Raw genomic sequence first — 22,769 nt, 5'->3', positions numbered from 1 at the left:
CTTAGATCAGTTGGTTGAGGCTTGCAAAGCTGGCCTGGCGCTCCACCAGCTCGACGAGCAGCGGCGAGGGTTTCCAGAACAGCGGATCTTCTTTCTCGAAACTGCGGATGTCGGCCAGCACCTTATCCAGCCCGACAGTGTCGGCATAGTGCATCGGGCCGCCGCGCCAGCGCGGGAAGCCGTAGCCGTGCACCAGCGTTACGTCGATGTCGAGCGGGCGCAGGGCAATCTTGTCATGCAGGACGTTGGCGCTTTCGTTGATCACGGCAGCCATATAGCGGCGGAGGATATCTTCGCTGCTGAAGGTGCGCGGCTGGATGCCACGCTCGGCACGCTCGGCGTCGATCAGGGCAAGCACCTCGGGATCGTGCTGGCCGCTGCGCGAACCTTCCGGATAGCGGTACCACCCGCGGCCGGTCTTCTGCCCGAGCCAGTTGCGCTCGCACAGCTGGTCGGCGATACGCACATAGCGGGCGTTGGGGTCGCGCGTGGCAGCCTTGCGCTTGCGCGTGGCGTAGCCGATGTCGCCGCCGGTCAGGTCGTTGGTACGGAACGGGCCCATGGCATAGCCGAATTCTTCCAGTGCCTGGTCGATTTCATACGGCGATGCGCCGTCTTCCATCATGTGGCTGGCTACCTCGCGATATACATACAGGATGCGGTTGCCAATGAAGCCGTCGCAGATGCCGGCGCGTACCGGCACCTTGCGCAGCTTGTCGGCTAGCGCAAAGCCCGTGGCCACTACGTCTGCCGAGACCTTGGCGGGCACCACGATCTCCAGCAGCTTCATGATGTTGGCCGGCGAGAAGAAGTGCAGGCCGATCACGTCTTGCGGACGCGAGATGCTGGCGGCGATGGCGTCGATGTCCAGATAGGATGTATTGGTGGCAAGGATCGCGCCCGGCTTGCAGATGCGGTCGAGTTCGCCGAACACGGCTTTCTTCACATCCATGTCTTCGAACACGGCTTCGATCACGAGATCGGCCTGGGCGAAGGCGTCGTACGAGGTCGCACCGGTAAAGCGCTGCAGCACGGCTTCCTTGCGTGCCACCTCCATGCGCCCGTTGGCGATCAGGCGGTCATAGACCTTCTCGACACGCTGGCGCCCGGCCTGCAGGCTGGCATCGTCGCGTTCTACCATGATCACTTGCAGGCCCGCGTCGAGCAGGGCAACGGCGATGCCGGAACCCATCGTGCCGCCGCCAATCACGCCAACGGTAGCCACGGGACGCGGTTGCGACGATTCGGTTTCAGGCGCCTTGCGAACCCTGCGTTCCGCAAAAAAAGCGTGCACCAGGCCTGCGCGCTGCGGACTATCCACGCATTGCAGGAAGCGTGCACGTTCCGCCTGGATGCCGGCTTCGAACGGCTGCTCGATGGCATCCTTTACGGCGTCGAGAATCTGGAATGGGGCAAAGAGGCCTCGCGCCTTGCGGGCGTTGCCGGCACGCGCGGCCTCCACAGCGGCGAGGCTGGCGGCGCTGTCGCCGAGCGCCTGCGCGTCCCGCGTGCGACGTACGATGCCACCCTGGGCGAGAATCTCGCTCGCCCAGGCACAGGCTTCTTCGAGCGGATCGTCTTGTGTTGCGATGCGGTCGATCAGGCCTATGCGCTTTGCCTCGTCCACGCTGGCGTGGCGGCCGCTCAGCATCAGGTCGAGCGCCGCCGCGGCGCCGATCAGGCGCGGCAGGCGCTGCGTACCGCCACCGCCGGGGATCAGGCCGATCTGTACCTCCGGGAGGCCGAGCTTGGTCCCGCGCGCGGCGATGCGGTAATGCGCACCGAGCGCGAGCTCCAGGCCGCCGCCAAGCGCCATGCCGTGCAATGCGGCAATGACCGGCTTGTCGCAGTTCTCGATGATGGTGCAGACATCGCCCACCCACGGAAACTCGCGTGGCTGGCCGAATTCGGTGATGTCCGCGCCGGCGCTGAAGCCGCGTCCCGCGCCATGCAGCACGATGGCACGGACTTGCGGGTCGGCCTGCGCGGTTTCGACGGCCTGCACCAGTGCCTTGCGCAGGGTGTTGCCGAGCGCATTGACTGGCGGCTGGTTCAATGTGAGGACCAGTACGCCATCCTGCAGGCGCTGGCGGAGTGTTTCATTCATCATGTGTTTCCTTGCAACTTCAATCTGGGCCCAAGCAGGGATCGAGCGCTCCGAGCGGCTCAGGCAGCCTGCGCCTGCGGTGCGAGCTGGTGCGCCAGCAGTGCCAGGTGATCGTCCTGCGAGCCGAAGGCGGCATCGCAGCACAGCAGCTTGCGGTAGTAGTGGCCGATTGGGTATTCGTAGGCCATGCCCATGCCGCCGTGCAGCTGGATGGCGTTGCCGCCGATCATGCGGGCGGAGCGGCCTACGCCGAGTTTGGCGAGGCTCAGATCGCGCAGCGTTTCGGGATCATCAAGATCGCCGGTGCGCAGGCGGATCGCGGCCAGCATGGTGAGCGAGCGGGCGCGTTCCTCGGCAATCAGCATTTCGACATAGCGATGCTGCAAGGCCTGGAAGGCGGCAAGCGGCTTGCCGAACTGCTGGCGTTCGTGCAGGTAGCTCTTGCAGATATCGAGCGCGCGGCGCATGGCGCCCAGCGCTTCGGCACAGCTCGCAGCCAGGCCGCGATAGACGGCGGCCGTCAGCAGCTTGCCGCCCTGGCTGGGCTGCCCGATCAGATGCGTAGCTGGCACCTCGACCTGCTCCAGCGCGAGATCTGCCGAGCGCGAGCCATCGAGCATGCGTACCGGCGTGATGGCCAGGCCTGCCACATCGCGCGGCACGAGGAACAGCGAGATACCATCGGCCGCATTGTCGCTGCCGTTGGTCCGCGCGGGGATGACGATCCATTCAGCATCTGCGCCATTCTCGACGAGCACCTTGTGGCCATCGAGGCGATAACCGCCATCCGTCGTGGCCTGCGCAGTGGTGGCAATAGAGAGTGGGGCGAAGCCGTGTGCGGATTCAGTCCAGGCCACTGCCACGCTGGCTTGGCCCTCCATCACGCGGGCAAGGGCATCGGCAGCCGGGCTGCCTTTGGCGCCCTCTGCCAGCAACGGCACGCCAAGCGCCACGGTGGGCAAGAGGGGTTCGATGCACAGCGCGGCACCCGCGCCTTCCATCAGCACCATGGTCTCTTCCGGGCCGGCCCCGAGGCCGCCGGCGGCCTCGGGCGCGGTCAGGCCGAGCCAGCCGAGTTCGGCCATGGCCTGCCAACGCGCGCGGTCGATGCCATTGTCGTTGTCACGACCGGCGGCGACGCGCGCCAGATGGGCTTCGAAATCATAAGCGCCCGTGAAATAGTCATGGACGCTGTCGCGGATCATTTCCTGTTCGTCGGAGAGCGTAAGGTTCATGGGGTTCTCCTGGATTTATTGCAGACGGCTCTTGGCGATGACGTTCTTCTGGATCTCGCTGCTGCCGCCGTAGATTGTCACCACACGATTGAACAGGTGATCGCCCATTACGCCGTGGGCATCGGTGCCGCCAACCGGCGACTGTTCATAGCGGCCCTGGTAGACCTTGGAATAGTGGCCAGTCAGATCCACCAGCAGCTCGGTCAGCGCCTGGCAGATTTCCGAGCCTTCCACCTTGAGCATGGAGGACGTGGCGCCATCGAACCCCTTTTCCGGCTGGTAGCCGGCGAGGGCGCGCAATTCCGAGATCTCCAGCGCACGCACGCGGGCTTCGATCTCGCAGATGCGATACTGGAACAGCGGACGCTCGATCAGCGGGCGGCCACCGTCACGTTGCGAGGCGGCGATGCGCTTGGCACGCTCGAGCTGCATGCGCGAGCGGCCGACGCGCGCGATCATGGCGCGTTCGTGGCCGAGCAGGAACTTGGCGTAGTCCCAGCCACGGCCTTCGGTACCGACCAGATCGGATTTGGGCACGACCACATCGTTGAGGAACACCTCGCAGATGCTCGCACCTTCATCGATGGTCTGGATCGGGCGGCGTTCGACGCCCGGTGCGTTCATGTCCAGCAGCAGGAAGGAAATGCCGTTCTGCTGCTTGCCTTCGTCCGAGGTGCGGGCGAGGCAGAACATCTTGTCGGCATACATGCCGAAGGTGGTCCAGGTCTTCTGGCCGTTGATCACATAGTGGTCGCCGCGGTCCTGCGCGCGGGTGCGCAGCGACGACAGATCGGAACCTGCATTCGGCTCGGAGAAGCCCTGGCACCACCATGTCTCGGAGTTGAGAATGCTCGGCAGGTATCTGGCTTTCTGCTCGTCGGAGCCGAAGGTATAGATGACGGGGCCGACCATGGTCAGACCGAAAGAGATGGTTTCCGGCGCGCAGCACAGCGCCAGCTCGTGCAGGAACACGCGGCGCCGCGACAGATTCCAGCCCGTCCCGCCGTATTCGACGGGCCACGAAGGCGCAATCCAGCCCTTGCGGTACAGGCGCTGCTGCCAGTCGACATACTCAGCCTTGTCGAGCTTGGCGCCGAACAGCACCTTGTCGCGCACCGACTGCGGCAGGTTCGCCAGCGCAAACTCGCGCACTTCCTGGCGGAATGCCTGTTCGTCGGCAGTGATATCAATGTCCATGCCTTAACTCCTGGATCAGATAGGTTCGATCGGCCTGTGCGGATCGATGTCGATGCGCACATCCGGTAAGCATTCTTGTGTCACCGCATGCACCGCGGCGATGATGTCTGGCAGGCGATCCTGCACGGTGCGCCGTTTGCCGGCGATAGCGATGCTCAGCAGGCTCGATTCGCGGCTGCCTTCCGGTCGCTCGTCGTGCCAGGCAGTGCCGGCCATGCCGAGGTTGAACGAAAACGACGCCTTGTTGCGGTTCTGCAGCCGGGTCGAATACACGTACCCCGCGCGCCTGGCCTGCGCGACCATCGTCATGATCTGCTCGACGCTATGGATGAACGGCGGCTGTTCCTGCATCGCCAGGCTGGCGATGGCGAGGCGGCGGACTTCCTCGTCCGGCATGGCCGCCAGCAGCGAGTAGCCGAGACCGGTGCCGACCAGCGGACGCACCACACCGATGGGTACATCGTCATCGCGCTCATTGGAGGCGAATACGACGTGGGCATACTGCACATAGCGCCCGGTCCGCTGGCCCAGCACCACGCTGAGGCCCGTGCGTTTGGAAAGCTCTTGCATGGCGAGCCGCAGGTTGCTGCGGGGGAGGGTGATATCGTGAACCCAGCCGCCGAGCATGTGCAGGCGCAGGCTGGGCATATAGATGCGATCATCCGGGTTCCAGCAGAGATAGCCCATGCGCTCCAGCGTCTGCAGCAGCATGGACGTGCTTGACTGGGGAATGCCGGTGGCCTGGACGATGTCGGACACCGTCGCAGGCTCGTTCAACTGCTCGAAGAACTCGATGATCTCGAAGACGCGGCGGGCGGACTTGACCACCCCCGCGCCAAGATCACGTTCCCGGTCGCGTTGCGATGGGCGAGGTACGCTGATACTGTGTTTGGCGCGTGCCATGACATGATCTCCAGGGAATCAGCAGACCTCGCCGCGTTACCGTGACAGGCAATCGCGTCACTCTGCCTTGATGTTTGCGTCCTTGGCGATTTTGGCCCATTTGGCCATGTCGGCGTGGAAGAACGTGGCAAAGTCCTTGGAATTGCTGCCCACCGGATCCAGGTCCATCGACACCAGCTTGGCTTGCACCTCGCGGTCCTTCACGGCTGCCATGCTCTGCGCGGACAGCACGTCGACGATGGCTTGCGGCGTGCCCTTCGGTGCGAACAGGCCGAACCAGCCGCCGAAATCGAAGCCCTTGATGCCGAGTTCCGCCATGGTCGGCACGTCCGGCAGGCTGCTCAGGCGCTTGCCACTGGTGACGGCCAGGGCCTGTACGCGATCGGACTTGATGTGGGGCAGCGCCGAGCCGATGTCCGGAAAGGCAAACGACACCACGCCAGCCAGCAGGTCGGTCATCATCGGTGCGGCGCCCTTGTATGGTACGTGCGACGGTTCGGTCTTGGTCTGCTGGGCAAACAGGGCGCCCATGAAGTGGCCCGTCGAGCCATTGCCGTACGAACCGTAGCTGAACTGGCGCGGATTGGCTTTCATCGCGGCGACCAGCTCGGGTACCGTCTTGACGTTGGTCTTGCGGTTGACGAACAGCACGTTCCACGACTTGGCGATCAGCGACACCGGAATGAAATCCTTCTCCGGGTTGTACGACAGCGGGATCTGCGTGGTGGCGGGTACCTGTGCCATGGTGGTGAAGCCGAGCAGCAGGGTGTAACCATCGGCCGGTGCGCCCAGCACGGCATTGGCGGCGACCACGCCGCTGGCGCCCGGACGGTTCTCGACGACCACGGGCTGCTTGAGCGCATCGCCGATCTTCTTGGCCATCAGGCGCGCCACCGTGTCGGCGCCGCCGCCGGCCGCGCTGGAGACGATCAGGCGGATCGGCTTGTCAGGGTAATGGCCGGCGGGTTGGGCGAAGGCGGTGCCGGCAGCCATTGCAGCGGCAGCCACGAGGGCAGTGAGGCAAAAGCGGCGGGACGAGTCAGTCATGTTGGGTCTCCTTGGAGTTATGGGTGTCACTCGAATCAATGCGTGCGCGGCTTATAGCCGAGCAGCCATTTCCTGTACGGCTTTTTTCAGGATCTTGCCGCTTTGCGCCGCGGGCAGGCGCTCCACCGGCACGATCATCTGCGGGCGTTTGTACGGGGCGAGCCGCTCGGCGACGAAGGCCGACAATGCTGCGGCATCAAACTTCACCTGTGGATCGACCTCGACATAGGCGATCACCTGCTCGTCGCTATCGACCGGCCGGCCCACGACACATGACTGCACCACGCTGGGGTGGGCGTTGAGCGCCGCTTCGACTTCGCTCGGGTAGACATTGAAGCCAGAGCGGATGATCAGGTCCTTGAGGCGGCCCATCACATAGAACGCGCCATCGGGTGCCTGGCGCACCAGGTCGTTGGTGCTGAGCCAGCCATCCGGCGACAGTACGGCAGCAGTCTGCTCGGGCGCCTTGTAGTAGCCCTTCATCACGTTCGGCCCGCGGATCTGCAGCTCGCCAACTTCGCCTTGCGGCACGATCCGGCCCTGCTCATCGACCACGCGCGTTTCCATGCCGGGAATCGCATAGCCGACCGTCATGTCATCGCACCGCTGGTTGTAGGGGACAACGGTAATGGTAGGTGAAGCCTCGGTCATGCCGTAGCCGTTGTTGATCGGCAGGTTGAACATGGCTTCGACGCGGTTCTTGAGCGCCGCATCGAGCGGTGCGCCGCCACAATGTACAAAGCGCAGGCGCGGAGCGACCACCGTTTCGCCGGCTTCGTGCAGCGCTAGCAGGCGCAGGTACATGGCCGGCACGCCCATGAAAAAAGTCAGGCCGTCTGCCAGCGCGCGCAGCAGGTGGCGTGCGTCGAAGCGCGCTACCAGATGCAGCGTTGCACCGCCCCAGAGCGCCGACAGCACGACGGTGGTCAGCCCATAGACGTGCGACATCGGCAGCGCGGCATAGATGACGTCGTTCTCGCCAGTATTGCGGGATGCCCGCGAGGTGGCCGACGTGAATCCCAGGTTGCTGTGCGTGAGCATCACAGCCTTGGGGTTGCCGGTAGTCCCGGTGGTGTAGATCAGCGCAGCGACCTGCTCGCGGCTGTCTGCGCAGACGGGTTCGGCGATTGCCTCGGCACGTGCCAGCGTGCAGCTGAAATCGATACCGGCGATGTGGTATCCCGTGGCCCCGCGGGCTGTGCCATGTTCGCGGGCATCATCGGACACCGCATGCGTAAAGAACATCAAGCGGGGATCGCAGTGGTCCTGGATGGCGGCAATTTCGCTGGGCGAGAGGCGCGCGTTGACGATCACCGCCCAGGCGTCGAGCGTGCTCGCTGCCATGATGGCAGCCGTCTGCGCAACGCTGTTTTCGCCGACGATCATCAGGCGGTCGCCAGGCTGCAGGCCGGCTTCACGCAGGAACGCGGCCAGCGCCGTCAGCGTTGCCTGGAACTCGCCGTATGTCCAGGTCCGTGCTTCCTCGATAAAGATTGGATGATCTGCCAGGCGAGGCAGGTGCATGCTGATCAGATCGTGAATGCGAAACGCTGGAGCGGGCAGGTCGATGGTCATTGTCATTGGATTGCATTGGGCCGTGCGCCGACGGTAAGCAAAGGGCACTGGCGACCGGGCAATCATAGGAATTGCATCGTTCGATAGCCATCGCATATGTGATATGTTGCCGCATGTTCAAGGATGTGATGTGGATCTCAGCTGGAATGCAGGGGTTGGTTGCCCCACTGCATCGGTTTGCACATGCAGCGGTCGTCTCGAAACTGGCGGGGAAACACCAGATCCGCTGCCGGAAACCGGACGGGCGGGGCGCTCATCTGTCACAATCGCGGCCATGACTGCACTGATCAAACGAAAATCCATCGAGGCCGTCGCATCGCGCCGGCCCGCCCGCGCCGGGCGCGATGCCGACGCCCCGGTCCGCAAGCCGCGTTATGCGCCGGTTACTTTCTCCGAGCAGGGCGGGGTGCGCTACCTGCATTTCGGCACGGAGTGGGTGCAGGGCGCCATGCGCCTGCGCAAGCCGGACTGGATCGAACTCGAATATGCCCAGCAGATGATGGCTTGGCTGCTATTCCTCGAACCGGAGGGCGCAGCCGATTTCCATATTGCCCAGCTCGGACTCGGCGCAGCCTCCCTCACCAAGTTCTGCCATCGCACGTTTGCGGATGCCCGCGTGACGGCGGTCGAACTCAATCCTTCGGTGGTGGTGGCGGCGCGCAGCATGTTCGGCTTGCCGCCCGATGACGAGCGGCTGTCGGTCCTGGAAATGGACGCTTTTGATTTCGTCGCGTCGCCGGCCAACGCGGGCACGCTCGATGTGCTGCAGATCGATCTCTACGATGCCACGGCGCGCGGCCCCGTACTCGACACGCTCGGGTTCTACCGGGCCTGTCGCAAACTGCTCAAGGCGCCTGGCGTGATGAGCATCAATCTGTTTGGCGACCACAGCAGCTTTCCGCGCAATATCGAACGTATCTGCGAGGCCTTCGACGACCGCGTGCTGGTGTTTCCTGAGGTACACGACGGCAACGTGATCGCGCTGGCCTTCAACGGCCCGCCGCTGGCAGTAGGGTGGGACGCGATGGATGCGCGCGCCCGCGCCATCCAGAAATCGACCGGATTGCCGTCTTCCGGCTGGCCGGAGGGGCTGCGCCGCGCGAATGCACGGCAGGATGACGCACTGCGGATCTGACAGCCGTTATTTTGACAGCAGGCGCATCGCATCTTCCAGGCCCGCCAAGGTCACGGGATACATGCGCTGCTTCATGATCTGCCGGATCACTGTGATCGACTGGCGGTACTCCCACAGGCCTTCCGGTTCCGGATTGAGCCAGACGAACTTGGGAAACTGTTCGATCAGCCGCTGCAGCCACACCGCGCCGGCCTCCGGGTTGTTGTACTCCACCGAGCCGCCGGGCTGCAGGATCTCGTAAGGGCTCATGGTGGCGTCGCCGACGAAGATCAGCTTGTAGTCGGCGGAATACTTGCGGATGATGTCCCAGGTCGAGAACTTTTCCGCATGGCGGCGGCGGTTATTGCGCCACAGCGATTCATAGACGCAATTGTGAAAATAGAAGTACTCGAGGTGCTTGAACTCGGTTTTGGTGGCCGAGAACAGTTCTTCCACGCGCTTGATGTGATCGTCCATCGACCCGCCAACATCCATCAGCATCAGTACCTTGACGTTGTTGTGCCGCTCGGGCCGCATGCGGATATCGAGCAGGCCGGCATTGGCGGCGGTCGAATGGATGGTGTCGTCGAGATCGAGTTCGGTATCGGCGCCTTCGCGCGCGAACTTGCGTAGCCGCCGCAGGGCGACCTTGATGTTGCGCGTGCCGATTTCCACTTCGTCGTCATAGTCCTGGAAGCTGCGTGCTTCCCATACCTTGACGGCCGTGCGGTTGCCGTTCGAGGGGCCGCCGATGCGGATGCCTTCCGGGTTGTAGCCGCCGTGGCCAAAGGGCGAGGTGCCCCCGGTGCCGATCCACTTGCTGCCGCCCTGGTGGCGCTCCTTCTGCTCGTTGAGCAGCTGTTTCAGGCGTTCCATCAGCTTGTCGAGGCCACCCATGGCCTGGATCTTGGCTTTTTCTTCCGGGGACAACTCGCGCTGCAGTTTCTTTTCCAGCCAGTCGAGCGGGATATTGGCCGTCCAGTCCACGGCGCCTTCCACACCTTTGAAGTATGCGCCGAAAGCCTGGTCGAACTTGTCGAAGTGCTTTTCGTCCTTGACCAGCGTCATGCGGGCGAGATAGTAGAAATCGTCGATCGACGGCGCGATTACGTTCTGCTTCAGCGCTTCGAGCAGCGTGAGGTACTCCTTGACGGAAACCGGCAGCTTGGCTTGCCGCAAGGCAAAGAAAAAATCGATCAGCATCGCGGCTTGTCCAGCAGGAATTGCAGGTGTTGCCTCACCGCCGGCCACTCCGATGCGATGATCGAGAACACCACGGTGTCGCGCAGCGAGCCATCCGGCATGCGTGTATGGTTGCGCAGGATGCCGTCCTGCTTGGCACCAAGGCGGGCAATGGCCGTGCGGCTCTGGTGGTTCAGCCAGTGTGTGCGGAATTCGACGGCGATGCAGTCGAGCACTTCGAAGGCATGTGTCAGCAGCATGCGCTTGCATTCTGTATTGATGGCCGTACGCTGCACGCTCCTTGCATGCCAGGTATGGCCGATCTCCAGGCGCCGATTGGCCGGGTCGACATTGAACATGCGTGTGCAGCCGACCACCTCCGCCGGCTTGCCGTCGCGCATGGCGCGGATGACAAAGGGCATGGCATGCAGGCGGGCGCGCATGTCGAGGGCGGCTTCGATATAGGCGCCGATATTCTCAGGCCGTGGTGCGGAGGTGTACCACAGGTTCCACAGCTCGCCATCCGCGACGGCGGCCGCCAGTTCCTGCGCGTGGCCAGTGTGGAGCGGCTCCAGTTGCGCATGGCAGCCGGTCAGGGTCACCGGCGCGATGAATGGTTGCATGGCGACGGATTCAACGATTGGCGCGGTTCATGAACATCAGGCGCTCGAACAGGTGCACGTCCTGCTCGTTCTTCAGCAGCGCGCCATGCAGTGGCGGAATGGCGGCCTTGCGGTCGGCGCTGCGCAGTGCCTCGGGCGGAATATCCTCGGCCATCAGCAGCTTGAGCCAGTCGATCAGTTCCGAGGTCGATGGCTTCTTCTTCAGGCCCGGCAGGTTGCGCATGTCGTAGAACGCTTCCAGGGCGGCCGACACCAGCGTGCTCTTGATGCCCGGGTAGTGCACATCGACGATCTGTTTCATCGTCTCGGCATCGGGGAACTGGATGTAGTGGAAGAAGCAGCGGCGCAGGAAAGCATCCGGCAGTTCCTTCTCGTTGTTTGATGTGATGATCACCAGCGGGCGATGCTTGGCACGGATCAGTTCGCGCGTCTCGTAGACGTAGAACTCCATGCGGTCGATCTCGCGCAGCAAGTCATTGGGGAATTCGATGTCGGCCTTGTCGATCTCGTCGATCAGCAGGACTACCGGCTCATCAGCCGTAAAGGCTTGCCACAGCACGCCCTTGACGATGTAGTTGGCGATGTCGCGGACTTTCTCGTCACCCAGTTGGGAGTCGCGCAGGCGCGACACGGCATCGTATTCATACAGGCCCTGCTGGGCCTTGGTGGTCGATTTGATATGCCATTGCAACAGCGGCATGCTCAGCGCAGCGGCCACCTGTTCGGCCAGCATGGTCTTGCCCGTACCCGGCTCGCCCTTGATCAGCAGGGGGCGTTGCAGGGTGCGGGCTGCGTTGACGGCAAGTTTCAGGTCGTCGGTGGCGACATACTCCGATGTGCCCTCGAAGCGGGCCGACGGCGCGGCGGAAGTGGGGGAGTTCATGGGAAAAGGCCTGCGTGAGATGGATAGCGAACACCGAGTATAAAAGAGAATGGCAAAGCCGTTTGCCGGCGGCATGGCAGGGCGCGGATGTCCAGATCCGTCCCGGATGTCGGCGGGCTGCGCCAACCCGGCGACCGGCGGGGGCGGGGTGGCTGGACTGCGGTCCCCCGCCTGCGGTACAATGCGGCGATTTGACGCTCCTCACGCGTCCGGCCCCGGCTTAGTGCTGGCCGGGCTTGCGCTTTCCGGGGCGATGCAGGATTTCAACTTTCAATAGTCAAGATGATGAAAAAGCTCCTCACATTGGTGGCGCTGGCCGTCGCGGCGGGAGCCGCGCAAGCCCAGGAAGTCAAGGGCGACGTGGCAGCGGCACAGGGCAAGGTGGCAATGTGTATCGGTTGCCATGCACTGCCTGGCTATCGCGCATCGTTCCCCGAGATGTATACCGTTCCGCTGCTGGGCGGCCAGAGCGCGAAGTACATCGAGAACGCGCTGCATGCTTACAAGAAAGGGGATCGCAAGCACCCGACGATGCGCAGCATCGCCGCCTCGCTGAGCGACAAGGATATCGCGGACCTGTCGGCCTACTACGCCGGCATGACTCCGGAAACCAACAACAACCCCATGAAGTAAGCAGAGGAACGCAACATGAAAGTCATTTCGTTCGCATTGTGCGCACTCGTCCTGGGGGTGTCGGGCCTGGCCAACGCAGCCGACAAAGCCAACGGCAAGCTGCTCGTGGAAAAGGGCAACTGCATCGCCTGCCATGGCGCCAACATGAATGCCCCGGTCGCGCCTGACTATCCGAAGCTCGCAGGCCAGCACGCTGACTATCTGTACCACGCCATGCTGGCGTACCAGATCGAGAACAATCCGTACGTTGGCCGTGGCAACGCCATCATGGCTGGCCAGCTGAATGCCAATCCTGGCGTCACGGACAAGGACGGTAAGCCGCGCGCCTATACGCGCAAGGAACTGCAGGACATGGCTGCCTACATTGGCTCCCTGCCGGGTTCGCTGGTGCTCAAGCGCTAAGCTTCCTCACCACGCAAGAAAAAGCCGCTCGATGAGCGGTTTTTTATTGGTGCATGGGATCCCTGCAGACCGGGTTCAGATGCCGGCATCAACGGCTGGCGCGTCGTCGCACCGCTTCGACATACGCCCCGCCATCGGGCGGCAGGCCGGATTGCTGGGCTTTCCAGAGCATGTCGCCCAGGCACTCCATGATCTCGTGCTGGGCGGCGTGCGGCGAGTCCAGCCGCTGTGTCAACTGCTCATAGGCGGCACGGATTCCCGGCGGCTGGTCGACGGAAACCTGCTCGCTGATCGAGAGATGCATGGACAGGTGCAGGAACGGATTCGATTCGCCGCGCTCCGGCGTGTAGTCCTGCGCCAGGGCGGTTTCGGGCGCAGCCAGCACGGCGTGATATTCGGGATGTTGCTCCATCCAGTCCGCCGCGATGGCTTCGAGCGGGGTCAGGATCTGGCCGGTGGTGTGCTTGTGCCAGGCATTGCAGAAAAACTGGCGGACTTCGTCGCGTGTTGGATTGAACATGATGTCCAATTGTAGCGGACGAACCGGTAGAATGCCGAGGGCCCACTTTCCCCTGTCTGCCTTGCCATGTCTGCTGTGCTGTCCACCGGTTCGACCCGGGACGCGCTGTTCGGCGTCATTCTGATTGCTGTTTCCGCAACGTGTTTTGGCGCCATGGCTGTACTGGCGCGCTTTGCTTATGCGTCTGGCGCGGATGTGTTCGGCCTGCTGGTGGTGCGCTTCAGCGTGGCCACGCTCGCGCTGGCCGGCATCATGTGGTTGCGCGGTACGCCCTTGCCACCGCTGTCGCGCGTGCTTGCGCTGGCTGCAATGGGCGGCATCGGCTATGTCGGTCAGTCGTATACCTTCTTCACCGCGCTCAATCATGCGCAGGCCAGCCTGGTGGCGCTATTGCTCTATCTGTATCCGGTGTTCGTAACGCTGCTGGCAGCCCTGTTCCTGAAAGAGCCGCTGACCCGCACGACGCTGGCCGCGCTGGTGCTCTGTTCCCTGGGAGCGGGCCTGACCGTTGGCGGTGGCGAGGGCAGCGCCCTGGGCATCGCGCTGGGCGTGGCGTCGGCTGTGATCTATTCCATCTACATCGTCGTGGGCGCGCGGCTGACGCGCGGCGTGGACTCGCTGGCGAGCACTACGGTGATCTGCGCCGCGTCCGGACTGGTCTATATCGTCATGTCGACGATCCGCGTCAAGACCGGTACGCCGATCGCCTTTCCCGGCGATGCCATGGGCTGGGCGGCGACCATCGCGATTGCTCTGGTTTCCACGGTCGCGGCGATCCTGACTTTTTTTGCCGGTTTGCAGAAGCTCGGCGCAGCCCGCGCATCGATGCTGTCGACCATCGAGCCGGTCGTCACCGTGGTATTGGCGGCCGCTGTGCTGGGCGAGCATATTGCCATGTCGCAGGCCTTTGGCGGTGCATTGATCCTGGCGGGGGTGCTGTGGCTGGCCAAGCCTGGAACGCGTGCGCCGGCAGATCAGGAAAATTGAACGAGTCGCACAAAGCGCCTGCGGTCCGGCCCTGAGGGTCATGGCTACAATGGGTACCAACCCGTCCCCATCGTTCAAGGAACCCCATGTCGCACGCGCTCAGCCAGGATGCAATCCATCAACTGTTCGACAATGCCCGCACGCACAATGCATGGCTCGACAAGCCGGTCGATCCGGCGTTGCTGCACACGCTCTATGAACACGTCAAATTTGGCCCGACAGCGGCTAACTGCTGCCCGCTGCGTATCGTCTTCGTAACGTCGCCCGCTGCCAAGGAGCGCCTGCTGGCCTGCATGTCGCCCGGTAACGTGGAGAAGACGCGCAATGCGCCGGTCACGGCGATCCTCGCGCATGACACGGCGTTCCACGAGCAACTGCCCAAGCTGTTCCCGCACGCGGACGCCAAGTCCTGGTATGACGGCAACGATGCCAAGATCGCCCGCGACGGCCTGACCAATGCGTGGCTGCAGGCAGGTTATTTCATCATGGCAGCCCGTGCGCTCGGTCTCGATTGCGGCCCGATGGGCGGTTTCGATGCGGCCCAGGTGAACGCGGCATTTTTCCCGGACGGGAAATGGGCAGCCGATATCGTCTGCAATCTCGGCTATGGCGATGTGAGCAAGCTGTTCCCGCGCAATCCGCGCCTGTCGTTCGAGGAAGCCTGCCGGATCGCATAATCGCCGGGAGTATGCCACCCATGACGTGCTGGCGGCATCGGCAGGTGAATGCCGATGCCGCAGTGGGCTGTGGCAGGGCACCGGTGATTGTTTTTTCTTGCCGGATGCCCGGATGGGCTGTTGAGATCAGCGGGCTGGTGGCGTGAGGATCTTGTCGCGATACTCGCACAGCGGTTCGATGGCGCAATGCCAGCATTCCGGTCGTCGTGCCTTGCATACATAGCGCCCATGCAGGATCAGCCAGTGATGCGCGTCGTGCTGGAATTCTGCCGGCACGAACTTCAGCAATCCCAGTTCCACCTCCAGTACGTTCTTGCCGGGCGCGAGCCGTGTCCGGTTGGCGACGCGGAAGATGTGTGTGTCGACGGCAATAGTGGGCTCGCCGAATGCCGTGTTCATGACCACGTTGGCCGTCTTGCGGCCGACGCCCGGTAGCGCTTCCAGCGCGGCCCGGTCGCGCGGCACTTCTCCGCCGTGCTGCTCGAGCAGGATGCGGCACGTCTGGATGACGTGCTTGGCCTTGGAGCGGTACAGGCCGATCGTGCGGATATAGTCAGCCAGGCCTTCCTCGCCGAGCGCCAGCATCGCGGCCGGCGTATTCGCGACGGGAAACAGCTTGCGCGTGGCCTTGTTGACCGAGACATCGGTCGCTTGCGCCGACAGCAGCACGGCAATCAGCAACTCGAACGGCGAGGTGTACTCGAGTTCCGTGGTCGGCGTCGGATTGACTTCTTTCAGCGTTTCAAAGATTGCCTGACGTTTGGCCTGGTTCATGGCGCGTCCGGTTCGTTGGAGGAGGTGTCGTGGCGTGCGTGGTTGCGTGTACCGTCGCTTGCACTGTCGGGTGAGTCGTGCGCATTGCCGTCGCTCAGGCCAAGCCGCGCACGGCGCGCTTCTGCGGCGTCGATCTGTGCCTGTACGGCGGCGCTGACATTCTCGGTATTGCGCGGTGTGGGAGCCTGCCGCGCGCGTGCGCGGGCAATCGCGGCTTCGATGATGGCACGCTTGCGCGCCTGCGCAGCCTGTTCTTCGGTGCTCACAGGGGTTTCCGCATTGACGGCAGCGAGCTTGGCGGCGGCTTTGGCTGCCAGCCGTGCTTCGTTCTCGCGCGCCTCGCGTACCAGCCGCTGCTGACGGAACTGATAGCGGCGACGTGCCTCGTCAGCTTGCGCCTGGGTCCACGCCGCCCAGCCAGTGCGGTCGCCGGTAATGTCTTCCATGCGGATGCAATCGACCGGGCAGGGCGCCACGCACAGGTCGCAGCCGGTACACCAGTCCGGCAGGATGGTGTGCATCTGCTTCGCCGCGCCGACGATGGCATCGACCGGGCAGGCCTGGATGCACAGCGTGCAGCCGATGCAGTGCGCTTCGTCAATGATCGCGATGGCACGGGGTTTTTCTACGCCATTGGCGGGATTGAGCGGCTTGATGGGGCGCTGCAGCAGATGTGCAAGACGCGCGACACCCTCGGCGCCGCCCGGCGGACACTGGTTGCAGTCGGCTTCGCCGCGTACCATGGCTTCGGCGTAGGGGCGGCAGCCATTGAACCCGCACTTGGTGCACTGGGTTTGCGGCAGGGCTTGCTCGAGCGCATCGGCAAGCGTGGAATCGAAATTTTCTGGGGACATGCGCGACAATCTGGAACGGTCCCTTTGACAGGGTCCGGCGCGGATTATCGCTCATTTTCGAGGAGGCGAGCCATTCCAGGCCGCGCGGCGTGCCTGCCAGCAGTCCGGACCGGACAACTGGCGGCCGTGTTCAGTCGTACTTGCGGATGAAGTCGCGGATGCGCGGATAGACGGTTTCGCGCCAGCGCCGACCGGAGAAAATGCCGTAGTGCCCGGCCTTGGGTACGGTGAAATGCGAGCGCCGGGTCTTGGGGATGCCGGTGCACAGGTCATGCGCGGCTTCCGTCTGGCCGCTGCCCGAGATGTCGTCGAGTTCGCCTTCGATCGTCAATAGCGCGGTGCCCTTGATGTCCTGCGGGCGTACGGCTTCGTTGTCGACGACCCAGGTGCCATTCGGCAGGTGGAATTCCTGGAACACATCGCGGATGGTTTCCAGGTAGTACTCGGCTGCCATGTCGAGGACGGCATTGTATTCATCGTAGAAGCGCACGTGGGCTTCGGCGTCCTCGGTCTCGCCCTGGATCAGGTTGAGGTAATAGTCGTAGTGCGAGGACAGGTGCCGGTCCGGGTTCATTGCCACGAAACCGGCGTGCTGCAGGAAGCCGGGATAGACGCGGCGGCCGTGGCCCGGGTAGTTGGCCGGCACGGTGAAGATCACATTGTTCTCGAACCACTCGAACGACTTGTTGCTGGCCAGCGAGTTGACGGCTGTCGGGCTGCGTCGCGCATCGATCGGGCCACCCATCATGGTCATGGTGCGTGGCGTGGATTCGCCCGCGCTCGCCATCATCGACACGGCTGCCAGCACCGGCACGGTCGGCTGACAGACCGAAATCACGTGCAGTTTCTCGGCGCCGATATGACGGATGAATTCCTGGATGTAGCGGATGTAGTCGGCGAGGTGGAACGGACCGGCTTCCAGCGGTACGGTGCGGGCGTCGGCCCAGTCCGTGACGTAGACCTTGTGGTCGGTCAGCAGCGTGCTGACGGTATCGCGCAGCAGGGTAGCGTGGTGGCCAGACAAGGGGGCGCAGACCAGCACCACCGGTTCATCCTTGAGCAACTTGATAGTGGCCGCATCGTCGGCGTAGCGCTTGAAGCGGACCAGGTTGCAGAACGGCTTCTCGATGATGGTCTGCTCGACGATCGGGATCTGCCGGCCGTTGGACAGGACGCTCTTGATGCCGAATTCCGGCTTTTCGTATTCCTTGCCCAGGCGGTACAGCAGTTCGTAGCCGGCGGCAAAACGCTGCGCGCCCGGAATCAGCGAGAGTGGATTCAGCGGGTTGACGAAGTTCTTGGAGGTGGCTTGCGCCCATGCTGTCATCGGGTTCAGCAGGGTGCGCTGGAATTCGTACACTTGATAAAGCATGGCCCTGTCCTGTCGGCGGCGCGGTGTGTGAGTGCACTGATTATGCACCCGATCCGCATATTTTGCGATGCAGCATTACCCTAGCATGGCACAGCGGTATTTTTTTTGTCAAAACAAATGAAAATGGCAGCCAGAGGCTGCCATTCCATCAACAAGGCAGCCGAAGCCGCCTTGCGCCGGGATGCCGGATGCGTCAGAGCACCGCAGCAATCGCGTTGACCACGGCGTCGATATTGCGCGTGTTCAGCGCAGCAACGCAGATGCGACCGGTGGAGACGGCGTAAATGCCGTGCTCTTCACGCAGGCGCTCGACCTGCTGGGCGTTCAGGCCCGAGTAGGAGAACATGCCGCGCTGCGCCTTGACGAAGGAGAAGTCCTGCTTGACGCCCTTGGCGGCCAGCTTGTCGACCAGCGCGTGGCGCATTTCCTTGATGCGGTCGCGCATGCCGGCCAGTTCTTCTTCCCACATGGCGCGCAGTTCCGGGCTGTTGAGCACCGAGGCAACCACGCTGCCGCCGTGGGTCGGCGGGTTGGAGTAGTTGGTGCGGATCACGCGCTTGATCTGCGACAGCACGCGGGCCGATTCGTCCTTGGCGCCGGTGACGATCGACAGGGCGCCGACGCGCTCGCCATACAGCGAGAACGACTTCGAGAACGAGCTGGCGATGAAGAACGACTGGCCCGATTCGACGAACACGCGCACCGCGGCGCCGTCCGGCTCGATGCCGTCGGCGAAGCCCTGGTAGGCCAGGTCGAGGAACGGCACGAGCTTGCGCTCGCCACATACGGCGGCGACCTGTTTCCACTGGTCTACTGTCAGGTCCACGCCGGTCGGGTTGTGGCAGCAGGCGTGCAGCACGATGATGGTGTTCGGTGCGTAGCCGCGCAGCGCCTCGAGCATGGCGTCGAACTTTACGCCGTGCGTCGGAGCGTCATAGTACGGATAGGTGATGACTTCGAAATTCGCGGATTCGAACAGGGCGCGATGGTTTTCCCAGCTCGGATCGCTGATGGCCACCTTGGCATCCGGATACAGGCGCTTGAGGAAGTCGGCGCCGATCTTCAGGGCGCCCGTGCCACCAAGTGATTGAGCCGTCACAACGCGGCCTTCGGCCAGCAGGGACGAATCCTTGCCGAACAGCAGGCCCTGTACGGCCTGGTCGTAGGCGGCAATGCCTTCCATCGGCAGGTAGCCGCGCGGGGTGGCGGCGGCCAGACGCGCCTTTTCTGCCTCCTGGACTGCGCGCAGCAGCGGGATCTTGCCTTCATCGGTGAAGTACACGCCCACGCCGAGGTTGACTTTGGTAGGGCGGGGATCGGCGTTGTACGCTTCGTTCAGACCAAGGATCGGATCGCGGGGCGCCATCTCGACGGCGGAAAACAGGCTCATCTGGTATCTCGTGTGTCGGAAATGAAAGGGAAAACGTGAAGCGGCTTAGAATGCTTGAAATCGAACGGTTTACCCTGAGATTCTATCGTAGTTAATCCTTTACCGGAACTTGCATGTCCGACTTTGCCGAAGCCTCGCATCCGCTGGATGCGTCCAGGTTTGTCACCTTTCCCGATTCGCCTTTCAGCCTGTACTGTCCCTATGAGCCCGCTGGCGACCAGCCGGAGGCCATCCGCCAGCTGGTCGAGGGCGTGCAGGACGGGCTCAGCTACCAGACCTTGCTGGGCGTGACGGGCTCCGGCAAGACCTTCACCATGGCGAACGTGATCGCCCGGCTGGGCCGCCCGGCAATCGTCTTTGCGCCCAACAAGACCCTGGCGGCGCAGCTGTATTCCGAGTTCCGCGAGTTCTTCCCAAAGAACGCGGTGGAGTATTTCGTCAGCTACTACGATTACTACCAGCCGGAAGCCTATGTGCCGCAGCGCGACCTGTTCATCGAAAAGGACTCGTCGATCAACGAGCATATCGAGCAGATGCGCCTGTCGGCCACCAAGAGCCTGCTGGAGCGGCGCGATGTCATTATCGTGGCGACGGTCTCTGCGATCTACGGTATCGGTAATCCGAACGAGTACCACAAGATGATCCTGACGGCGCGCGTGGGCGACAAGATCGGTCAGCGCGAAGTTATCGCGCGACTGATCGCCATGCAGTACACGCGCAACGAAACCGATTTCCAGCGTGGCACCTTCCGCGTGCGCGGCGATACGCTCGATATCTTCCCAGCCGAGCATGCCGAGCTCGCGGTGCGCATCGACACCTTCGACGACGAGATCGAATCGATGCAACTGTTCGATCCGCTGACCGGCAAGATCCGGCAGAAGATTCCCCGCTTCACCATCTATCCGTCGAGCCACTACGTCACGCCGCGCGAGACCGTGCTGCGCGCCGTGGAGCAGATCAAGGACGAACTGCGCGAGCGGCTCGACTTCTTCACCAAGGAAAACAAGCTGGTGGAAGCGCAGCGCATCGAGCAGCGCACGCGCTTCGACCTGGAAATGCTCACCGAACTGGGCTTCTGCAAGGGCATTGAAAACTACTCGCGCCATCTGTCTGGCGCCAAGCCGGGCGAGGCGCCGCCGACGCTGGTGGACTACCTGCCGCCCGATGCACTGATGTTCCTCGACGAGTCGCACGTGCTGATCGGCCAGCTCAATGGCATGTACAACGGGGACCGGGCGCGTAAGACCACGCTGGTCGAATTCGGCTTCCGCTTGCCGTCGGCGCTCGACAACCGACCGCTGCGCTTCGAAGAATTCGAAGCCAAGATGCGCCAGGTGATGTTCGTTACGGCAACGCCTGCGGATTACGAGAAAACGCACTCCGGGCAGGTGGTTGAACAGGTGGTCCGGCCGACCGGGCTGGTCGATCCTGTCATCGAGGTGCGGCCAGCGACCTCACAGGTGGATGATCTGCTCGGCGAGATCAACGAGCGCATCAAGGCCGGCGAGCGCGTGCTCGTGACTACGCTGACCAAGCGCATGGCCGAACAGTTGACCGAGTTCCTGGCCGAACACGCCATCAAGGTACGCTATCTGCACTCGGATATCGACACCGTGGAACGCGTGGAAATCATTCGCGATCTGCGGCTAGGGACCTTTGACGTGCTGGTCGGGATCAACCTGCTGCGCGAGGGGCTCGATATTCCAGAGGTTTCGCTGGTAGCGATTCTCGACGCCGACAAGGAAGGTTTCCTGCGTGCCGAGCGTTCACTCATCCAGACCATTGGCCGCGCCGCCCGCAACGTCAATGGCAAGGCTATCCTGTATGCGGACCGCATCACCGATTCGATGTCCCGGGCCATCGGCGAGACCGAGCGCCGTCGCGCCAAGCAGATTGCCTATAACGAGGCCCATGGCATTACGCCGCGCGGCGTGGTCAAGCGTATCAAGGACATCATCGACGGCGTGTACAACGTCGACGATGCGCGCGCCACGCTGAAGGCAGCGCAGGAACGGGCGCGCTATGAAGAGATGAGTGAGAAGCAGGTTTCCAAGGAAATCAAGCGCCTCGAAAAACTCATGCTCGAGCATGCCAAGAACCTGGAATTCGAAAAGGCCGCGGAGGTGCGCGACCAATTGACGCATCTCAAGGGGCAGCTGTTCGGTGCAGAGGGGGGCGACACATTGCCGGCGGCGGGCGCTGCCTGAAAGGTCACCCGCGACTGGCGCGAACGATCAGGTGGATGCCGGGCGGAAAAGGTACGCCGAATGCTGCCAGCGCCACTCGGGAGGCTTCTTCGGCCGAGTCGTGCAGCGAAGCCAGTTTGGCGTTGAATGGCCGCCGCGCCCGCATGGCGCGCCATTCCGAGTACGCCAGTAGCGGGCTCACCGATTCTATCGTGAAGACCCGCTTGGCGGCGTTGAGCGCGGCGTGCCGGGCCCGTTCGGGGATCGGCAGGGCGTCGTCGGCGATCAGGTCGAGAGAGATATGCATGGGCCGATTATCGCCCACACCCCATCCGGCACAATTCGCCCAGAGGGGGTATGATGCGCACTGGCACGCAGGTGCGCACAATGAAGCGCATTTTCATGTGATGCCTACGCCTTGAGGGGTGCAACGCCCCTATCGCTGACAGGGGCTCCCGGGCGATTCGGGCGGTAGTTGACTGAAATGCTCGGGATCTTTATACTTGACGAAAATGATCAGGTATTCAGAGCTATGAGACTGACCACAAAAGGCCGTTTCGCTGTGACCGCAATGATTGATCTGGCCATGCGCCAGGATCATGGTCCGGTGACGTTGGCGGGCATCAGCCAGCGCCAGAAGATTTCCCTTTCCTATCTCGAGCAGCTGTTCGGCAAGTTGCGCCGCCACGAAATCGTGGAGAGCGTACGCGGTCCGGGCGGCGGCTACAGCCTTGCGCGACGCGCCGAGGCGGTCACCGTGGCCGACATCATCATTGCCGTGGACGAACCGCTCGACGCCACCCAGTGCGGCGGCAAGGGCAACTGCCATGGCGAAAACGATTCCGGCCACTGCATGACCCATGAGTTGTGGGCCACGCTGAACCGCAAGATGGTCGAGTACCTCGATTCGGTTTCGCTGAAGGATCTGGTGGATGAACAGCGCCAGCGGAATCCGGACGAAGTGATCCACGACATGCGCACCGGCAAGGCCCCGCGCGCAACCGGCAAGCCTGCCGGGCGGGGCGAGAAGGGCAAGGACGAAGCGCCTCGGCCCCATGTAGTGAATTCGGTATTTACGCTGGCCCAGCCATAAGGCGCCGCCGGCAAC

At 63.1% G+C, this 22,769-nt stretch carries 22 protein-coding genes; 7 read left to right on the top strand and 15 right to left on the bottom strand.

All coding sequences use genetic code 11. The annotated features are described in order from the left end of the window. Position 1: 1 nt before the first annotated feature. Genes ACQ3C8_RS08725 through ACQ3C8_RS08700 form a run of 6 tightly spaced genes read right to left on the bottom strand, consistent with a single transcriptional unit; the run spans position 2 to position 8,070 of the window. Entirely contained in the window at positions 2-2,110 is a 2,109-nt protein-coding gene (locus tag ACQ3C8_RS08725; RefSeq protein ID WP_428851304.1) for a 3-hydroxyacyl-CoA dehydrogenase NAD-binding domain-containing protein, read from the bottom strand. 56 nt (positions 2,111-2,166) lie between these two features. Next, positions 2,167-3,342, bottom strand: a complete 1,176-nt coding sequence (locus tag ACQ3C8_RS08720) for an acyl-CoA dehydrogenase family protein (RefSeq protein ID WP_428851303.1) — start codon at positions 3,340-3,342, stop codon at positions 2,167-2,169. A gap of 15 nt (positions 3,343-3,357) precedes the next feature. Beyond that, positions 3,358-4,539 carry an acyl-CoA dehydrogenase family protein gene (locus tag ACQ3C8_RS08715; RefSeq protein ID WP_428851302.1) on the bottom strand — a complete coding sequence of 394 codons (1,182 nt, stop codon included), beginning with the start codon at positions 4,537-4,539 and terminating at the stop codon, positions 3,358-3,360. Between the two features lie 15 nt (positions 4,540-4,554). Next, the gene (locus ACQ3C8_RS08710) at positions 4,555-5,442 is read right to left on the bottom strand and encodes an IclR family transcriptional regulator (protein ID WP_428851301.1); all 888 of its coding nucleotides are present in this window, start codon (positions 5,440-5,442) and stop codon (positions 4,555-4,557) included. A gap of 57 nt (positions 5,443-5,499) precedes the next feature. Further along, complete coding sequence (locus ACQ3C8_RS08705) at positions 5,500-6,489, bottom strand: Bug family tripartite tricarboxylate transporter substrate binding protein (RefSeq protein ID WP_428851300.1); 990 nt, start codon at positions 6,487-6,489, stop codon at positions 5,500-5,502. Positions 6,490-6,540: 51 nt separating this feature from the next. Next, positions 6,541-8,070, bottom strand: coding sequence for a class I adenylate-forming enzyme family protein (locus ACQ3C8_RS08700; RefSeq protein WP_428851299.1), 1,530 nt, complete (start codon positions 8,068-8,070; stop codon positions 6,541-6,543). Positions 8,071-8,338: 268 nt separating this feature from the next. Here ACQ3C8_RS08700 and ACQ3C8_RS08695 point away from each other — a divergent pair, with 268 nt between their 5' ends. Then, positions 8,339-9,199, top strand: a complete 861-nt coding sequence (locus ACQ3C8_RS08695) for a spermidine synthase (protein WP_428851298.1) — start codon at positions 8,339-8,341, stop codon at positions 9,197-9,199. A 6-nt stretch (positions 9,200-9,205) separates the two neighbouring features. On the opposite strand, the gene ACQ3C8_RS08690 is transcribed toward ACQ3C8_RS08695, so the two are convergent. From ACQ3C8_RS08690 to ACQ3C8_RS08680, 3 genes are read right to left on the bottom strand one after another with little or no spacing between them, the layout of a single operon-like run. Then, a complete protein-coding gene (locus ACQ3C8_RS08690) occupies positions 9,206-10,381 on the bottom strand; it encodes a vWA domain-containing protein (protein WP_428851297.1) in 1,176 nt (391 codons plus the stop codon). Further along, positions 10,375-10,983, bottom strand: a complete 609-nt coding sequence (locus tag ACQ3C8_RS08685) for a GNAT family N-acetyltransferase (RefSeq protein ID WP_428851296.1) — start codon at positions 10,981-10,983, stop codon at positions 10,375-10,377. The genes ACQ3C8_RS08690 and ACQ3C8_RS08685 overlap by 7 nt, the downstream gene beginning before the upstream one ends. 10 nt (positions 10,984-10,993) lie before the next feature. Then, a complete protein-coding gene (locus ACQ3C8_RS08680; RefSeq protein ID WP_428851295.1) occupies positions 10,994-11,866 on the bottom strand; it encodes an AAA family ATPase in 873 nt (290 codons plus the stop codon). 285 nt (positions 11,867-12,151) lie between these two features. Between ACQ3C8_RS08680 and ACQ3C8_RS08675 the strand changes: the two genes are divergently transcribed. Both ACQ3C8_RS08675 and ACQ3C8_RS08670 read left to right on the top strand, forming a co-directional pair. Further along, positions 12,152-12,499, top strand: a complete 348-nt coding sequence (locus tag ACQ3C8_RS08675) for a c-type cytochrome (protein WP_037029224.1) — start codon at positions 12,152-12,154, stop codon at positions 12,497-12,499. Between the two features lie 15 nt (positions 12,500-12,514). After that, positions 12,515-12,901, top strand: a complete 387-nt coding sequence (locus tag ACQ3C8_RS08670; protein WP_009521195.1) for a c-type cytochrome — start codon at positions 12,515-12,517, stop codon at positions 12,899-12,901. An 88-nt stretch (positions 12,902-12,989) separates the two neighbouring features. On the opposite strand, the gene ACQ3C8_RS08665 is transcribed toward ACQ3C8_RS08670, so the two are convergent. Continuing rightward, positions 12,990-13,421, bottom strand: coding sequence for a DUF1841 family protein (locus ACQ3C8_RS08665; protein WP_428851294.1), 432 nt, complete (start codon positions 13,419-13,421; stop codon positions 12,990-12,992). A gap of 66 nt (positions 13,422-13,487) precedes the next feature. Here ACQ3C8_RS08665 and ACQ3C8_RS08660 point away from each other — a divergent pair, with 66 nt between their 5' ends. Both ACQ3C8_RS08660 and ACQ3C8_RS08655 read left to right on the top strand, forming a co-directional pair. Next, positions 13,488-14,408, top strand: a complete 921-nt coding sequence (locus ACQ3C8_RS08660; RefSeq protein WP_428851293.1) for a DMT family transporter — start codon at positions 13,488-13,490, stop codon at positions 14,406-14,408. A gap of 86 nt (positions 14,409-14,494) precedes the next feature. Then, positions 14,495-15,085, top strand: coding sequence for a malonic semialdehyde reductase (locus ACQ3C8_RS08655; RefSeq protein WP_009521192.1), 591 nt, complete (start codon positions 14,495-14,497; stop codon positions 15,083-15,085). A 126-nt stretch (positions 15,086-15,211) separates the two neighbouring features. On the opposite strand, the gene nth is transcribed toward ACQ3C8_RS08655, so the two are convergent. The 4 genes from nth to ACQ3C8_RS08635 form a co-directional block, all read right to left on the bottom strand. After that, positions 15,212-15,859, bottom strand: coding sequence for an endonuclease III (gene nth / locus ACQ3C8_RS08650; protein WP_428851292.1), 648 nt, complete (start codon positions 15,857-15,859; stop codon positions 15,212-15,214). Continuing rightward, complete coding sequence (gene rsxB / locus ACQ3C8_RS08645) at positions 15,856-16,713, bottom strand: electron transport complex subunit RsxB (protein ID WP_428851291.1); 858 nt, start codon at positions 16,711-16,713, stop codon at positions 15,856-15,858. Before rsxB ends, nth begins: the two co-directional genes overlap by 4 nt. Before the next feature lie 130 nt (positions 16,714-16,843). Further along, positions 16,844-18,085, bottom strand: coding sequence for a polyhydroxyalkanoate depolymerase (locus ACQ3C8_RS08640; protein WP_428851290.1), 1,242 nt, complete (start codon positions 18,083-18,085; stop codon positions 16,844-16,846). A gap of 193 nt (positions 18,086-18,278) precedes the next feature. Next, a complete protein-coding gene (locus ACQ3C8_RS08635) occupies positions 18,279-19,475 on the bottom strand; it encodes an amino acid aminotransferase (RefSeq protein ID WP_428851289.1) in 1,197 nt (398 codons plus the stop codon). A 113-nt stretch (positions 19,476-19,588) separates the two neighbouring features. Here ACQ3C8_RS08635 and uvrB point away from each other — a divergent pair, with 113 nt between their 5' ends. Further along, complete coding sequence (gene uvrB, locus ACQ3C8_RS08630) at positions 19,589-21,682, top strand: excinuclease ABC subunit UvrB (protein ID WP_428851288.1); 2,094 nt, start codon at positions 19,589-19,591, stop codon at positions 21,680-21,682. A 4-nt stretch (positions 21,683-21,686) separates the two neighbouring features. On the opposite strand, the gene ACQ3C8_RS08625 is transcribed toward uvrB, so the two are convergent. Further along, complete coding sequence (locus ACQ3C8_RS08625) at positions 21,687-21,968, bottom strand: hypothetical protein (RefSeq protein ID WP_428851287.1); 282 nt, start codon at positions 21,966-21,968, stop codon at positions 21,687-21,689. 225 nt (positions 21,969-22,193) lie between these two features. Between ACQ3C8_RS08625 and iscR the strand changes: the two genes are divergently transcribed. Further along, a complete protein-coding gene (iscR, locus tag ACQ3C8_RS08620; RefSeq protein ID WP_428851286.1) occupies positions 22,194-22,754 on the top strand; it encodes a Fe-S cluster assembly transcriptional regulator IscR in 561 nt (186 codons plus the stop codon). Positions 22,755-22,769: the final 15 nt, after the last annotated feature.

The organism is Imbroritus primus (assembly GCF_964332355.1).
Lineage (GTDB): Bacteria > Pseudomonadota > Gammaproteobacteria > Burkholderiales > Burkholderiaceae > Imbroritus > Imbroritus primus.
This window is presented reverse-complemented; position numbering and strand designations above follow the sequence as displayed.